This window comes from Mycobacterium sp. 852002-40037_SCH5390672, from assembly GCF_001665875.1.
Classification (GTDB): Bacteria; Actinomycetota; Actinomycetes; order Mycobacteriales; family Mycobacteriaceae; genus Mycobacterium.
The window spans coordinates 108,534-122,967 of the sequence record NZ_LZTA01000001.1; the positions used below are offsets into that span (position 1 = coordinate 108,534).

Annotated in this window: 10 protein-coding genes; 5 read left to right on the top strand and 5 right to left on the bottom strand. The window is 65.6% G+C overall.

Annotated features, from left to right (window positions below; translation table 11 throughout):
* The first annotated feature begins 9 nt into the window (after positions 1-9).
* A complete protein-coding gene (locus A5782_RS00515; RefSeq protein WP_067093576.1) occupies positions 10-981 on the top strand; it encodes an LLM class flavin-dependent oxidoreductase in 972 nt (323 codons plus the stop codon).
* A 369-nt stretch (positions 982-1,350) separates the two neighbouring features.
* Here A5782_RS00515 and A5782_RS00520 read toward each other — a convergent pair whose 3' ends face one another.
* Positions 1,351-2,001 carry a GntR family transcriptional regulator gene (locus tag A5782_RS00520; protein ID WP_067093578.1) on the bottom strand — a complete coding sequence of 217 codons (651 nt, stop codon included), beginning with the start codon at positions 1,999-2,001 and terminating at the stop codon, positions 1,351-1,353.
* Positions 2,002-2,068: 67 nt separating this feature from the next.
* Here A5782_RS00520 and A5782_RS00525 point away from each other — a divergent pair, with 67 nt between their 5' ends.
* Genes A5782_RS00525 through A5782_RS00535 form a run of 3 tightly spaced genes read left to right on the top strand, consistent with a single transcriptional unit; the run spans position 2,069 to position 5,554 of the window.
* Positions 2,069-3,445 carry an LLM class flavin-dependent oxidoreductase gene (locus tag A5782_RS00525; protein ID WP_067093580.1) on the top strand — a complete coding sequence of 459 codons (1,377 nt, stop codon included), beginning with the start codon at positions 2,069-2,071 and terminating at the stop codon, positions 3,443-3,445.
* Positions 3,438-4,622, top strand: a complete 1,185-nt coding sequence (locus A5782_RS00530; protein WP_067093581.1) for a CaiB/BaiF CoA-transferase family protein — start codon at positions 3,438-3,440, stop codon at positions 4,620-4,622. Before A5782_RS00525 ends, A5782_RS00530 begins: the two co-directional genes overlap by 8 nt.
* Positions 4,623-4,639: 17 nt before the next feature.
* Entirely contained in the window at positions 4,640-5,554 is a 915-nt protein-coding gene (locus A5782_RS00535) for a CoA ester lyase (protein WP_067093583.1), read from the top strand.
* A gap of 175 nt (positions 5,555-5,729) precedes the next feature.
* Here A5782_RS00535 and A5782_RS00540 read toward each other — a convergent pair whose 3' ends face one another.
* From A5782_RS00540 to prpD, 4 genes are read right to left on the bottom strand one after another with little or no spacing between them, the layout of a single operon-like run.
* Positions 5,730-9,113: a pyruvate carboxylase gene (locus tag A5782_RS00540; RefSeq protein ID WP_067093585.1), complete on the bottom strand. Its 3,384-nt coding sequence runs from the start codon at positions 9,111-9,113 to the stop codon at positions 5,730-5,732.
* Between the two features lie 5 nt (positions 9,114-9,118).
* A complete protein-coding gene (locus A5782_RS00545; RefSeq protein ID WP_067093586.1) occupies positions 9,119-10,246 on the bottom strand; it encodes a bifunctional 2-methylcitrate synthase/citrate synthase in 1,128 nt (375 codons plus the stop codon).
* The gene (gene prpB / locus A5782_RS00550) at positions 10,243-11,160 is read right to left on the bottom strand and encodes a methylisocitrate lyase (RefSeq protein ID WP_067093588.1); all 918 of its coding nucleotides are present in this window, start codon (positions 11,158-11,160) and stop codon (positions 10,243-10,245) included. Before prpB ends, A5782_RS00545 begins: the two co-directional genes overlap by 4 nt.
* Positions 11,160-12,665, bottom strand: a complete 1,506-nt coding sequence (gene prpD / locus A5782_RS00555) for a 2-methylcitrate dehydratase PrpD (protein ID WP_067093590.1) — start codon at positions 12,663-12,665, stop codon at positions 11,160-11,162. The genes prpB and prpD overlap by 1 nt, the downstream gene beginning before the upstream one ends.
* A 127-nt stretch (positions 12,666-12,792) precedes the next feature.
* On the opposite strand from prpD, the gene A5782_RS00560 reads away from it, so the two are divergent.
* Positions 12,793-14,217, top strand: coding sequence for a short-chain fatty acyl-CoA regulator family protein (locus tag A5782_RS00560; RefSeq protein WP_067093838.1), 1,425 nt, complete (start codon positions 12,793-12,795; stop codon positions 14,215-14,217).
* Positions 14,218-14,434 lie beyond the last annotated feature (217 nt).

Sequence of the window (14,434 nt, forward strand, 5' to 3'; positions counted from 1 at the left end):
GGGCCGCACATGCGCTTGACGGTGCTGCGCTTCAACTTCGCCTCCCCCCAAGGCGATCCACGCACGCAGGGCAAGCTCCTGTCCGCGGCGCTCGAGATGGGGCAGTGGGGTGAGTCTCACGGCATCACGTCCATCAGCGTCGACGAGCATCACGCGACCGGGCACGGGTGGAGCTGCAATCCGATCATGGCCGCGGCAATGTTTTTGGCCCGGACGTCGACACTGATCGCGAGCGTGGATTGCGCACTGGGGCCGCTGTGGAATCCGGTGCGACTTGCCGAAGACATCGCACTGGTGGACAACATGAGCCGCGGCCGCCTGCACACCACGGTGGGGCTGGGGTATCGCACGGTTGAGTACGACGCTGTCGGAGCCGATTTCGACCGGCGTGGTGCACTGATGGACAACCTGCTCGAACGAATGCTGGCCGTCTGGTCCGGTGATGCCCCGGAAAACGGAATCGGTACGGGCACCTGGACGCGGCCGCACCCGCCGCTCTACGTCGGTGGCGGTGCTCGTGTCACGGCGCGCCGCGCGGCCCGGTTCCGGCTGCCACTCAGCCTGGCCGATCACCTGCCCGACGTCGCCGCTTACTACCGCGAGCTGTGCGTCCAGGCCGGCATGCCTGCGTTCATCCTCATGCCGGGGCCCATCAACCGCGGCATGATCTACCTGCACGAGGATCCGGACCGGGCATGGGCCCAGCTCGGTGAGCACATCCTCTGGGAGGCAGTCACTTACGGGCGATGGTCGACCGACCAGCGTTCGCTGATGCACTTGCCGGGTGTTCAGACTCTCGACCAGGTCAGGGCATCGGGACGATACCGGTTCCTTACTCCCGATCAGCTGATCGCGGAGGTGCGTGACGCGGAGAATTACGGCCCGCTCGTCATGCACCCCCTGGTCGGCGGCATGCCGGTCGACGAAGCATGGAAGTCGGTCCAGTTGCTCACCGATAAGGTTTTGCCCGCCCTCGCCTGACGGTGTCGAATCCTGAACTCCCGATTGCGAACCCGGATTACGGGTACGTGAGCTTGAGGCCAAGTAAGACACGCAAAGGGAGATCGGATGAGATCTGACGCAACGAAGACCATGGCTTTGACCGGCGGCACCGCGCTGTTGGCGCTCGCTGTCGGCTGGGGTGCCGGCACGACTGCATCGGCCAACGCTCCTGAGGCGCCGCCGGCACCCACATCCAGTTCGGCTCCAGCGCCCCCGCCCCCAGCGCCTGTTCCCCAAGTGCCGTACGGCGGGAGCGGCGAAAGCGGCACCCCCGGCGGGGGCGGCGCCGCTGGTGGCGCCGGCGGGGGAGCCGGTGGCGGTGGGGGTTAACCCGGCCGACGTTACCGGCTAACCGTCGCGACGTTGCTCTAGCCAATCGGCCAGCGATCGCCCGGCATCCAAGACGTGCCGTTCGGCGATAGTTCGCGCCCGCTCGGCGTCCTTGTCATCGAGAGCGTCCAGCAACTCCTGGTGCTCGTCGAGTGAGTGCTTCTCGTGCTCGGGGAACAGGGTGAGGAAATTGCTGGGCACCACGCGGGCGACCTGCTTGATCTGGTTCAGCAACCGGGGTGAGTGTGCGGCCCGGTGGATCATCTGATGGAAATGCCAGTTGGCCTCGCCAATGCTGTCGTCGCCCGCTCGCGCCACGACATCGGCCGCGAGTTCGCGCAGCGTCGCGAGCTCTTGCGCCTCGATCCGCCCGGCGGCCCACGCCGCGGCCTGTCCGGTCAACACACCGAGAATGGTGAAGCTGTCCAGGACGTCGTCCGGGCTGATCCCGAGCACCGTGACGCCACTGCGCGGGGCGACTCGGACCAGGCCTTCAAAGGACAGCTCCAGCAGCGCTTCTCGCACCGGCGTCCGGCTGGTCGCGAATTCCTCGGTGATGGCATCGAGGTCCACTCGTGATCCGGCGGGCAGGACGCCGGTGAGAATCCGGTCACGGAGTTCGCGGGCGGCACGCTCCCGAACGGTTCCGGAGATGTCGATCGCAGCCACCGGCAGATAATACCAAACGACAGATCTAGCGTTTGATATCTGAAATATCAGATGTTACGTTTCAAACATGCGCACCGACACGATGGCCCTGGTCGCCTTTATGCAGGCCGGCAGCACTTCCGTCTACGCCGGCTCGTGGCGCCACCCCGCAACCGAACACCGATACCTGGACGCCTCCTACTACGCCAAGATCGGTCGCCAGCTCGAAGAGGGCTGCTTCGACCTGATGTTCTTCGACGATCGCCTGGCGATGCCGGGGGTATACAGCGGCTCGGTGGACGAAGCGGTCCACTACGGCGCCCGCCCGGTCAAGCTGGATCTGGGTGTGATCCTCGGTGTGCTTGCGCAGGCCACCTCGAAAATCGGGCTGGGTGCCACCTACTCGACGACGTATTACGCGCCCTTCCACGTCGCCAGAACCTTCGCCTCGCTCGATCACCTGTCGGGCGGCCGCGCCGCCTGGAACGTGGTCACCTCAGTCAACGACAGCGAAGCGCAGAACTTCGGCGTCGACGCCCACCTCGGCCACGACGAACGCTACGACCGCGCCGACGAATTCATGGACGTCGTGACCGGCCTGTGGGACACCTGGGAGGACGACGCCGTCCTGCACGATCGGGTGTCCGGTCAGTATGCGGACCCCGCAAAGGTGCACGAGCTCGGTCACGTTGGCCAGTTCTTCTCCGCCCGCGGCCCGTTGACGGTGCCGCGGACCCCGCAGGGCCGACCGGTCATCATCCAGGCCGGCTCGTCGGGCCGGGGACGCGAATTCGCTTCTCGGTGGGCCGAATTGATCTTCACCGGCGATCCGGGTATCGATGTCGCGCGACGCAACTACTCCGATCAAAAGGACCGGATCGCCGCCGCGGGCCGCGATCCCGCCGCGGTTCGCATCTGCCCCATGGCATACGCGGTCGTCGGCGAGTCGGAAGCCCACGCCAAGGAGCGCGAAGCCATGTTCCTCGCCGATCTGGTTCATCCCATGGCATCCCTGACGCTTTTGTCGGAATTGATGAATTACGACTTCGCGCAACACGATCTCGACGACCCGATTACCGATGAACTGCTCGCCTCGGTCTCGGGTATCCGCGGGCTGGTGCAGAACCTTCGCGCCCATATTTCTTCTGAGGGCGGGGGCCGCCCTGTGACGTTGCGTGACCTCGCCAACCATCGGGCCACACTGCTGCAGGGACCGCGCTTCGTTGGCACCGGCCAGCAGGTCGCCGACCAGATGGCGGACTGGTTTGAAACCGGTGCCTGCGACGGATTCGTCCTCGCCGCCACGCATCTGCCCGGAGCATTCGAAGACGTTGTGCGCATGGTGGTTCCGGAGCTGCAACGCCGGGGGTTGTTCCGCTCCGAGTACGAGTCGTCGACGCTACGGGGACACCTTGGGCTGCAGCGTCCTTCGAGCACGCGGGTGGCCGCCGGTGCCAATGCTTGACGGGCTGCGGGTGCTTGACCTCGCCACGCTGGCCGCCGCGCCGCTCGTGGCGACCTATCTGGGTGAGTTCGGCGCCGACGTGATCAAGGTTGAAGAACCCCGCCATGGCGATCCGATCCGCGGCTGGGGCAATCAGCGCGACGGAGTCGGGTTGATGTGGAAGTCGATTTCGCGCAACAAGCGTGCGATCACGCTGGACTTGCGCTGCCCCGAGGGGCAGGCGTTGGTGCGTCGTCTGATAGAGCACGCCGACGCGGCGATCTTCAACACCCGTCCCCAGACATTGCGCAAGTGGGGCCTGGACTATGAGAGCCTGCGCGCTGTCAACGACCGGATTGTGATGCTGCACATCACCGGTTATGGACTGAGCGGACCGAAGAGTCAGCGCCCGGGGTTCGGCACGCTGGGGGAGGCGATGAGCGGATTCGCGCACATCACCGGCCAGGCCGGCGGTCCTCCCACACTGCCGCCGTTCATGTTGGCCGACGGAGTCGCATCGCTGAACGCCGCTTACGCGGTGATGATGGCGCTGTATCACCGCGATGTACACGGCGGGCCGGGGCAATTGATCGACGTCAACCTGATCGAGCCGCTGGCCCGGCTGCTGGAACAGACTCTGTTGGCCTATGACCAGTTGGGGTTGGTGCCCGAGCGGTCCGGTAACAGGTGGGATATCTCCGCCCCGCGCAACACCTATCGCACGGCCGATGACAGGTGGTTGGCCATGTCGGGCAGTTCGCCGGCGCTGGCCCTGCGGGTGTTCCGGGCGATCGGCCGCGACGACCTGTTGGAAGACGAGGATTTCTCCGACCCGCAGCGCAGGCTGGCCCGGGCCCGCGAGGTCGACGAGGTGGTTGCCGATTGGGTTGCCTCGAAGACACTTTCGGAGGCGATGGTGGTCTTCGACGCGCACGAGGTGGCCGCGGCCCCGGTCTATGACATCGCCGATCTGGTCGCCGACGATCAGCTGGCGCATCGGGAGGTGTTCATCTCCGTCGACGATGCGCAGCTCGGGGCGATGACGGTACAGGCTCCCGTTCCACGTTTCTCATCGGTATCCGGGACGGTCGGCCATCTCGGGCCCCGTCTCGGTGAGCACAACGCCGAAGTCTACGGCGAGCTACTCGGATTGACTGCCAACGACATTGACGACCTGCGCGCCCGCGGCGTGTTGTGACAGAAAGAGGCTCACTGGTGACTGATCTTCTCCGGCGTTCCGAACTCGCTGTACCCGCGAGCAACGACAACATGTTCGAAAAGGGTGCCCGGTGTGGCGCCGATCTCGTATTCCTCGATCTCGAGGACGCGGTGCCCGTGGCGTTCAAGGAGGAGTCGCGCGTCAAAGCGATCTCCGCGCTCAACGATATCGACTGGGGTCGCACCGCCCGTGCCATCCGGATCAACGGCCTGGACACCCGGTGGTGCCACGACGACGTCATCGATGTGGTGACCAGGGCCGGCCAGAACCTCGACACCATCATCATCCCCAAAGTCCGCAGGGCCCGCGACATCTGGTGGGTGGATGTGCTGCTCACCCAGCTGGAGGCGAAACTCGGGTTGAGGGACCGCATTCGGCTCGAGGTACTCATCGAGGAGGTGGAAGGCCTGGCTAACGCCGAAGAGATCGCGGCGGCCAGCCCCCGGCTGGATGCCCTGATCTTCGGCGTGGGTGACTTCTCGCTGTCGCAGGGCGCCCGGGTGGACACCAACTTCGTCCCGCTCGGCGAATATCCTGGCGAATTCTGGGCTTACGCGCGCAACAAGGTGATCGTGGCCGCCCGCATCGCCGGCATCGACGCGATCGATGCGCCGTATCCCGACTACCGGGACCTGTCGGGATACGAACGGGACGCGCGTCGCGCGTCGCTGCTCGGCTACACCGGCAAGTGGGCCATCCACCCCGACCAGGTGCCCGTCGCTAACGAGGTCTATGCCCCGACCGCCGACGAAATCGCCCGGGCGCAAGCCAATGTCGCTGCCTACCGGGAAGCTGAAGCCAACGGACGCGGCGCCGTCGGGGTGAACGGCGTCCTTGTCGACGCAGCCCACGTGAAGCAGGCCGAGCAGACACTGGCGCGTGCTGCGTTGATCACGAGCAGCCTCGGTTGATGGCGGCGACCCGCTTCGCCCGGCTTCGGCCTGTAGTGGCGACCGGCTGCGCCCGGCTTCGGCCTGTAGTGGCGACCCGCTGCGCCCGGCTACGCCGCGCTTGCGATCGCCACGGCCGCGCTTGCGATCGCCACGGCCGCGCTTGCGATCGCCACGGCCGCGCTTGCGATCGCCGCTAGTCGATCACGACCAAGAGGTCGCCGCCCTCCACTTGCGCGGTACGTGAGACCGCGATTCGCGCGACCTTACCGGCCTTGGAGGTGGTGACGGCGGCCTCCATCTTCATCGCTTCGATCGTCGCGATGGTCTGGCCGGCTTCGACTTCCTCGCCGACATCGGTGGTCACCGTCACGACGCCGGCAAAGGGGGCGGCGATGTGGTCCGGGTTTGCGCGATCGGCCTTTTCGGCGGCGGGCACATCCGAGGCGATGCTGCGGTCACGCACCACGACGGGTCGTAGCTGGCCGTTGAGGATGCACATCACGGTGCGCATGCCGCGTTCGTCGGCATCGGAGATGGCCTCCAGGCCGATCAGCAGCTCCACGCCACGCTCCAGCTCCACGCGATGTTCGTCGCCCTGGCGCAACCCGTAGAAGAACTGGTTGGCGCTCAGTCCGGACGTGTCGCCATATGTCTCGCGGTGGTCCTCGAGTTCCTTGGCCGGACCGGGGAACAGCAGCCGGTTCAGCGCCGCCTGGCGGTCGCCGCCCGGCGTGGCCAATGCCTTTTCATCGTCGGCCGACAGCTCCTGCTCCGGCTTGACCGGTTCGCGGCCTTGTAACGCCTTGGTGCGCAATGGCTCCGGCCAGCCACCCGGCGGGTCACCGAGCTCTCCGCGCAGGAAGCCGATGACCGAATCCGGGATGTCGTAGCGTGCGGGGTCGTCGGCGAAGTCTTGCGCACTGACGCCCGCTCCCACCAATGCCAGCGCCAGGTCGCCGACGACCTTGCTGGACGGGGTGACCTTGACGAGGTGGCCCAGGATGGCGTCGGCTCCGGCGTAGGCGTTTTCGATGTCCTCGAACCGATCACCGAGCCCCAGTGCGATGGCTTGCTGGCGCAGGTTCGACAATTGGCCGCCGGGGATCTCATGGTGATAGACGCGCCCGGTCGGGGAGGGGAGCCCGGATTCGAAGGGAGCGTACACCTTTCGGAGTGCCTCCCAGTACGGCTCCAGGTCGCATACCGCCGGCAGCGACAAACCGGTGTCGTAGGCCGTGTTGGCCGCGGCGGCCACGATCGACGAAAGCGCGGGCTGGCTGGTGGTTCCCGCGAGCGGCGCCGCGGCGCCGTCGACGGCGTCGGCGCCGGCGTGCCAGGCCGCCACGTAGGTTGCCAGCTGCCCACCTGGGGTGTCGTGGGTATGCACGTGTACCGGCAGGTCGAACCGCGACTTGAGCGCCGAAACCAGCGTCGACGCCGCGGGTGCCCGCAGCAACCCGGCCATGTCCTTGATCGCCAGCACGTGTGCGCCCGCTTCGACGATCTGTTCGGCCAGCTTCAGGTAATAGTCCAGCGTGTACAGCTTTTCGGCCGGATCGCTGAGATCACCGGTGTAGGACATCGCCACCTCGGCGACCGCGGCCCCGGTGTCGCGCACCGCGTCGATGGCCGGTCGCATCGAGTCGACGTTGTTCAACGCATCGAAGATCCGGAAGATGTCGATACCCGTCGCGGTCGCTTCCTCGACAAAGGCTGTCGTGACTGTTTCCGGGTAGGGTGTGTAGCCAACGGTGTTGCGTCCGCGTAGCAGCATCTGCAGGCAGATATTGGGCAACGCCTCACGCAGCGTTGCCAGCCGCTCCCAGGGGTCTTCCTTCAGGAACCGCAGCGCCACATCGTAAGTCGCACCACCCCAGCACTCGATCGACAGCAGCTGTGGTGTGGTCCGGGCGATATACGGCGCTACCTTGATCATGCCGCTGGTGCGGACCCGCGTGGCCAGCAGGGACTGGTGCGCGTCGCGGAACGTGGTATCCGTGACGCCGACGCCGCGTGACTCCCGCAGCCAGGCCGCAAACCGCTCCGGTCCGAGTTCGGTCAAACGCTGCTTGGAACCCGACGGCGGAGTCGCCGACAGGTCGATGTCGGGCAGCTTGTCGTGCGGGTATACCGCCGAGGGTCGCTCGCCGTGTGGCTGATTGACGGTGATATCGGCCAGGTAGTTGAGGATCTTGGTGCCACGGTCTGCGGAGCTGCGCGCGGTGAGCAGTTGCGGGCGCTCCTCGATGAATGACGTCGTGATGCGGCCGGCCTGAAAGTCAGGATCATCCAGGACCGCTTGCAGGAACGGGATACCTGTCGAGACACCGCGGATGCGGAACTCGGCGACCGCGCGTCGCGCCCGGCGCACCGCCGTGGCGAAATCGCGGCCACGGCAGGTCAGCTTGATCAGCATCGAGTCGAAGTGCGCGCTGATGTCCGCGCCCAGCGTCGTGCCGCCGTCCAGCCGGATTCCCGCGCCCCCCGGGGTTCGATAGGCGGTGATCCGGCCGGTGTCCGGGCGGAAACCGTTCGCCGGATCCTCGGTGGTGATCCGGCACTGCAACGCCGCGCCGTGCGGAACAATCGAATCCTGGCTTAAACCAATATCTTCCAAGCTCTGGCCGCCGGCGATGCGCAGCTGTGCCGACACCAGGTCGACGTCGGTGATCTCCTCGGTGACCGTGTGCTCCACCTGGATGCGGGGGTTCATCTCGATGAACACGTGATCGCCGCGTTCATCGAGTAAAAATTCGACCGTGCCGGCGCACGTATAGCCGATGCTCTGCGCGAAGGTCACCGCGTCTGCGCAAATCTGTTGGCGCAGTGCCGGGTCCAGGTTGGGTGCCGGTGCGATCTCGATTACCTTCTGGTGCCGGCGCTGCACACTGCAATCCCGCTCGTAGAGATGAATGACGTTGCCCTGGGTGTCGGCCAGGATCTGCACCTCGATGTGGCGCGGATTGATCACCGCCTGCTCGAGAAATACCGAGGCGTCCCCGAACGCGGATTCGGCCTCGCGGCTGGCCGCCTCGATCGCCTCGGTCAGCGACGCCGGGTCGGCCACCCGGCGCATCCCGCGTCCGCCGCCGCCGGCGACCGCCTTGACGAACAGCGGGAACGTCATCGACTCGGCGGCCGCCAGCAGCTCGTCCACCGATGTCGAGGGCGCCGAGGAGGCCAACACCGGAAGACCCGCCGCCCGCGCGGCCGCGATCGCCCGCGACTTGTTGCCCGTGAGCTCGAGCACCTCCGCGCTCGGGCCGACGAAGGTGATGTCCGCCGCCGCGCACGCCGCCGCCAGATCGGGATTCTCCGACAGGAAGCCATAGCCGGGGTAAACGGCATCCGCTCCGCAAGCCTGTGCAGTCGCGACAATGTCGTCGACCGACAGGTAAGCGCGAACCGGATGGCCCTCCTCACCGATCTGGTAGGACTCGTCGGCCTTCAACCGATGCAGGGAATTGCGGTCCTCGTAGGGATAGACCGCAACGGTGGCCAGTTCCAGCTCGTAGGCCGCACGGAACGCGCGGATCGCAATCTCCCCGCGATTGGCGACAAGTACCTTCGCAAACACGGTATTTACGATAGAGCGCGTTGCGGTGGTCCGACATACTCGCTGAGCGGACGGATCAATGCGTTGGACGCGGTCTGCTCGATGATGTGGGCCGTCCACCCCGTGATCCGGCTCATCACGAAGATCGGTGTGAAGGTGCCGATGTCGAAGCCCATCAGGTGGTAGGCGGGTCCGGTGGGGAAGTCCAGGTTGGGTTTGATGCCATTGGTCTCGGCCATGCTCTTCTCCAGGACTTCGTAAATGTCGAGCCACTTCTGGCCGTCGCGAGCCGCTGCGACGCGTTCGAGGGCCTCCTTCATGGTCGGCACCCGGGAGTCGCCGTTTTTGTAGACCCGGTGGCCGAAGCCCATGATCTTGTCTTTGCGATTCAGCTTGGCCCGCAGCCATTCCGCGGCTTTGTCGGCGGTACCGATGTCGAGCATGTCATGCATGACGGCTTCGTTGGCGCCCCCGTGCAGCGGGCCTTTGAGCGCGCCGATGGCGGCCGTGACCGCGCTGTAGATGTCGGACTGGGTAGAGGTGACCACCCGGGCTGCGAAGGTCGACGCGTTGAAGCTGTGCTCGGCATAGAGGACCATCGACTGCTCGAAGGCGTCAACGACAACCTGCTCGGGGACGTCACCGAAGCACATGTGCAGGAAATTCTGCGCGTAGTTCATGTGGCTGTGCGGGGCGATGGGGTCCAGGCCGCGCCGGCGGCGCATGTCGGCGGCGACGATGGTGGGCAGCACTGCGAACATCCGCAGCGCCTTGGCGTAGTTGGCCGCTGGGCTGTTGTCGTCCTCGTCCGGGTCCTCGGCACCCATGGAGCTGATGAAGGTCCGCACCACGTCCATCGGATGGCAGGTCTCGGGCAATTTGGTCAGCAAGGAGAGCTGGGTTCGGTTCAGCCGCCGGGCCGCCCGTTCCCGCTGGGTGAAGAGGGCAAGCTGTTGGTCCTCGGGGAGTTCACCGTGCCACAGCAAGTAGGCGACCTGTTCGAAGCTGCAGTTCGCCGCCAGGTCCTGGACCGCGTACCCGCGGTAGGTCAGGGAGTTGGTCTCCGGCACCACCTTGGAGATGGCCGTGGTGTCGACGACGACACCGGCCAGGCCTTTGTAGATGCGGGGTTGGTTGTCTTCGAAGGTGCTCATTGCACGACTCCTTGGGGGCCGAAGTTGTAGATATCGGAATCGAATTGGTTGTAATCGGCGTAGTGCAGGAGCTCGTAGAGTCGGCTGCGGTGTTGCATCCGGCCCAAAAGACCGGATTGTGTTCCCTTCTCGGCGATTTCACGAAGACCGACCTCGACCGCGTGCATGGCCAACCGCAACGTGGTCACCGGGTAGATCACGACGTTGTAGCCGATGTCGCACAGTTGTTGGGCAGTCAAGAGATCCGACTTGCCGAACTCGGTCATGTTGGCCAGCAACGGCGTGTCCACGGCGGCGCGGAATCGCTCGAATTCCGCTGGTGTGTGCAGGGCTTCGGTGAAAATCAGGTCGGCGCCCGTGTCGGCGTAGGCCTTCGCGCGCTCGATCGCCGCGGGCACCCCCTCGATCCCGGCGGCATCGGTACGGGCGCAGATGATGAAGTTCGGGTCCCTGCGGGCTGCCACGGCGGCCCGCAGGCGTTTGATCATCTCGCCGACGGGCACTACGGCTTTGCCGTCGAGATGCCCACACCGTTTGGGGTTTTCCTGGTCCTCCAGGTGACAGCCGGCCAGCCCGGCGTCCTCCAGCACGGTCACGGTGCGCGCGGCGTTCATCGGCTCACCGAATCCGGTGTCGGCATCGATCAGGGTGGGCAGGTCGGTGACCGCGGCGATCTGTGCGCCGCGGGCGCTGACCTCGGTCAGGGTGGTCAGGCCGATGTCGGGCAGACCAAGGTCGGCCGACAGCACTGCCCCGGACACGTACACCCCGTCGAACCCGAGCTCGGCGACCAGCTTCGCCACCAACGGCGAGAAGACACCCGGAAAACACTGAAGCCGGCCACTTTCCAGTCCGGCGCGGAATTGAGCCCGCTTGGTCGCCGTGGGCGCGACACTGCCGATCAGCACGGTCATCAGAAGATCCCCGAGGGAATCGTCGGCGAGTGGGCGAGCACCGGCGGGGCGACCGTGATGTTGAGTGCACCCAGAGCGCCCGCCTGCAGGTCCGAAAGGGCTTCGGCCGCCGACAGGAAGCGCTGCTGCTCGGGGTCGTTGACCACACCCTCGGCCAGTTCGGTGAACTTTCCGATGTACTGTTCGCGCTCAAACGGCCTCGCCCCCAGGGGATGCGCGTCGGCGACGGCGATCTCGTCGACGATGATCTCACCGCTTTTGAGGGTGACGTCAGCGCGCGCGCCGAACGCCTTCGCCGCGGGGTCGGCGGAGTGGTAGCGCCGGGTCCATTCGGGATCTTCGACCGTGGAAACCTTGTGCCACAGTTCGACAGTATCGGGCCGGTGCGCCCGCTCCGGTGCGTAAGACCTTTCGTGGTGCCAGGTTCCGTCCTGCAACGCGACGGCGAAAATGTACATCACCGAGTGGTCCAGCGTTTCGCGCGAGGCATCCGGATCGAATTTCTGCGGATCGCCTGCTCCGGTGCCGATCACGTGATGGGTGTGATGACTGGTGTGCAGCTCGATCGTCGCGATCTGGTCCAGATCGCCGATGCTTTCGCGCATCCGGCGGGCCAAATCAATCAGCGCCTGGCTCTGATATTCGGCCGAGTGCTCCTTGGTGTAACTCTCCAGAATGGCGCGCTTGGGTTCCCCGGCTTCGGGCAGCGGGACGTGATAGGTGTGCTCGGGACCCGAGAGCAGCCACGCGATCACCCCGTCCTCGCCCTCCCAGATCGGTGCGGGTGCGGCCTCGCCGCGCATGGCGCGGTCGACGGCCTCGATGGCGACCTTGCCGGCCCAGGCGGGCGCGTACGCCTTCCAGCTGGAGATCAGGCCCTTGCGTGACTGACGGGTGGATGTCGTCAAGTGCAGCGCCTGCCCGATCGCTTGGTAGATAATTTCTTTATCCAGACGCAGCATGGTGCCGAGTCCGGCGGCCACCGACGGACCGAGGTGGGCGACGTGGTCAATCTTGTGTTCATGCAGGCAGATTCCTTTGGCCAGATCGATCTGTATCTCGTAACCGGTTGCGATGCCGCGGATCAGGTCGGCTCCGCTGATCCCGAGATGCTGCGCAACGGCCACCAATGGAGGGATGTTGTCGCCCGGATGGGAGTACTCGGCGGCCAAGAAGGTGTCGTGAAAGTCCAATTCGCGCACGGTCACGCCGTTGGCCCAGGCCGCCCATTCCGGCGAGTAGTCGCCTTGGATACCGAAAACCTTGGCGCCCTTGAAGGAATTGGGGTGTGCCTGTGCCTGGGCGCGGGCGGCGGCGATCGGACGGCGCGTCACCGAGGCGGCCGAAACCGCGCCGTTGTCGATGATGCGGTTGATCACCATGGCCTCGGTGTCCGCGGGCACGGCGACCGGGTCGGCTGCGACCTCGGCGATCTTCCATGCCAGGTGCTCATTACGCGGGAAGTGGTCGGCGCTGCGCCGGGCTCGAACGTCATGAATCCGCATAAGCCGCACAGTACGCAAAGCGGGTTACGAGGTAAATCCGCTGTAAAAGCGTAATTGTGTGTCCTTGTCCGCCGAATTTTGCGAAAGTTGTGAAAGGGGCGGGGGTACCGTGTGACGGGTGGCGAAGATGTTCGCCGGCCCACGGCTACGGCGTTTGCGCGAGGAGCGGGGGCTGACCCAGGTGGCGCTGGCGCGCGTCCTGGGACTGTCGACCAGCTACGTCAACCAGCTCGAAAACGATCAGCGCCCGATCACGGTTCCGGTGCTACTCACCCTCACCGAGCGGTTCGAGTTGCCAGCGCATTACTTTGCGCCGGATTCCGATGCCCGCCTGGTGTCGGACCTGCGGGAGGTTCTTGCCGACACGTCCGCCACCGCCGCGCAAGTCGAGGAGCTCGTGGCCCGCATGCCGGCGGTCGGTCAGACGCTGGTCAATCTGCACCGGCGGCTGCACGACACGACCGCAGATCTCGAAGCGTTGCACAGTCGCGCCAACGTCGACATGTCGGCAATGTCCCAGCAGCCAATGCCTTTCGAAGAGGTCCGTGACTTCTTCTACGACCGCAAGAACTACATCGGTGAACTGGATGTCGCGGCCGAAGACCTGTTCAACGAAAACAATTTGCGCGTTGGCGGTCTCGACGGCCAGCTGGCGGAGCTGCTCGCCGGCAAGCTCGGCGTCGCGGTGGTGATCGACGACGGCCGGGCGTTAGATCCCAACGCCAAAAGACTGTTTGTGCCGGAATCGAAGACCTTGTACTTGGCCCGTTGGCTTCACCCCGGCCAGCGTGCCTTTCAGCTCGCCACCCAGATCGCGCTGCTGACCCAAGCGCGGTTGATCACCGGGATCATCGCCGGCGACGATCAGCTCAGCGACGATGCGCGGGGCGTGGCCCGCATCGGTCTGGCCAACTATTTCGCCGGCGCACTGCTGTTGCCCTACCTGAGGTTCCTCGAGGCCGCCGAGAGCGTCCGCTACGACATCGACCAGCTGACAAGACGATTCGAGGTGGGGTTCGAAACGATCTGCCACCGGCTGTCCACCCTGCAACGCCCGAACGCCCGAGGCGTCCCGTTCATCTTCGTCCGCACCGACAGTGCGGGGAACATCTCTAAACGCCAGTCCGCCACGGCATTTCACTTTTCTCGCGTCGGCGGGAACTGCCCCCTGTGGGTGGTCCACCGTGCGTTCTCCCGGCCCGGTCAGTTTCTGACGCAAGTCGCGCAGATGCCCGATGAGCGCACGTACTTCTGGATCGCCAGGACCACCACAGCGGAGCCGAGCCGTTACCTCGGGCCGGACAAGAGCTTCGCCATTGGGCTGGGCTGCGATGTCGCTTACGCCGCGAAACTCATCTACTCCGTCGGCATCGATCCGACCAACGCCGAGTCGATTGTGCCGATCGGCGCCGGCTGCAAGATCTGCGACCGGCCCGCCTGCCCGCAACGCGCCTTCCCGTATCTCGGTCACCCCGTGTACGTCGATCCGCACAGCAGCACCGATTTGCCCTATCCGCCGGCGATCACTCCCCGGGCGCGGGTCGTTCGTTGAGCTCAGCGGCGAAGCCGACGCAACAACCATTTCAGAGTCCCGGACGCGAGCGGTAACGCCAGCAACCCCAGGGCGAGCGTCGCGATCCCCATTCCGATCAGCGACAGCAACCCTCGATGGACGCCGTCCCAGACAGCGAAGACGCCGCACACAGGGAGGAACACCATGCCGAGGACGAACTTGGCGGCTTGCCGCTATCCGCGACGTCGTGACCGCG

What these genes read in the sequence shown, in the direction of transcription:
- A5782_RS00515 (WP_067093576.1), top strand. Translation starts at nt 10, where the DNA reads ATGCGCTTGACGGTGCTGCGCTTCAACTTCGCCTCCCCCCAAGGCGAT.
- A5782_RS00525 (WP_067093580.1), top strand. Translation starts at nt 2,069, where the DNA reads ATGCGCACCGACACGATGGCCCTGGTCGCCTTTATGCAGGCCGGCAGC.
- prpD (WP_067093590.1), bottom strand. Translation starts at nt 12,665, where the DNA reads ATGCGGATTCATGACGTTCGAGCCCGGCGCAGCGCCGACCACTTCCCG.
- A5782_RS00530 (WP_067093581.1), top strand. Translation starts at nt 3,438, where the DNA reads ATGCTTGACGGGCTGCGGGTGCTTGACCTCGCCACGCTGGCCGCCGCG.
- prpB (WP_067093588.1), bottom strand. Translation starts at nt 11,160, where the DNA reads ATGACCGTGCTGATCGGCAGTGTCGCGCCCACGGCGACCAAGCGGGCT.
- A5782_RS00545 (WP_067093586.1), bottom strand. Translation starts at nt 10,246, where the DNA reads ATGAGCACCTTCGAAGACAACCAACCCCGCATCTACAAAGGCCTGGCC.
- A5782_RS00560 (WP_067093838.1), top strand. Translation starts at nt 12,793, where the DNA reads ATGTTCGCCGGCCCACGGCTACGGCGTTTGCGCGAGGAGCGGGGGCTG.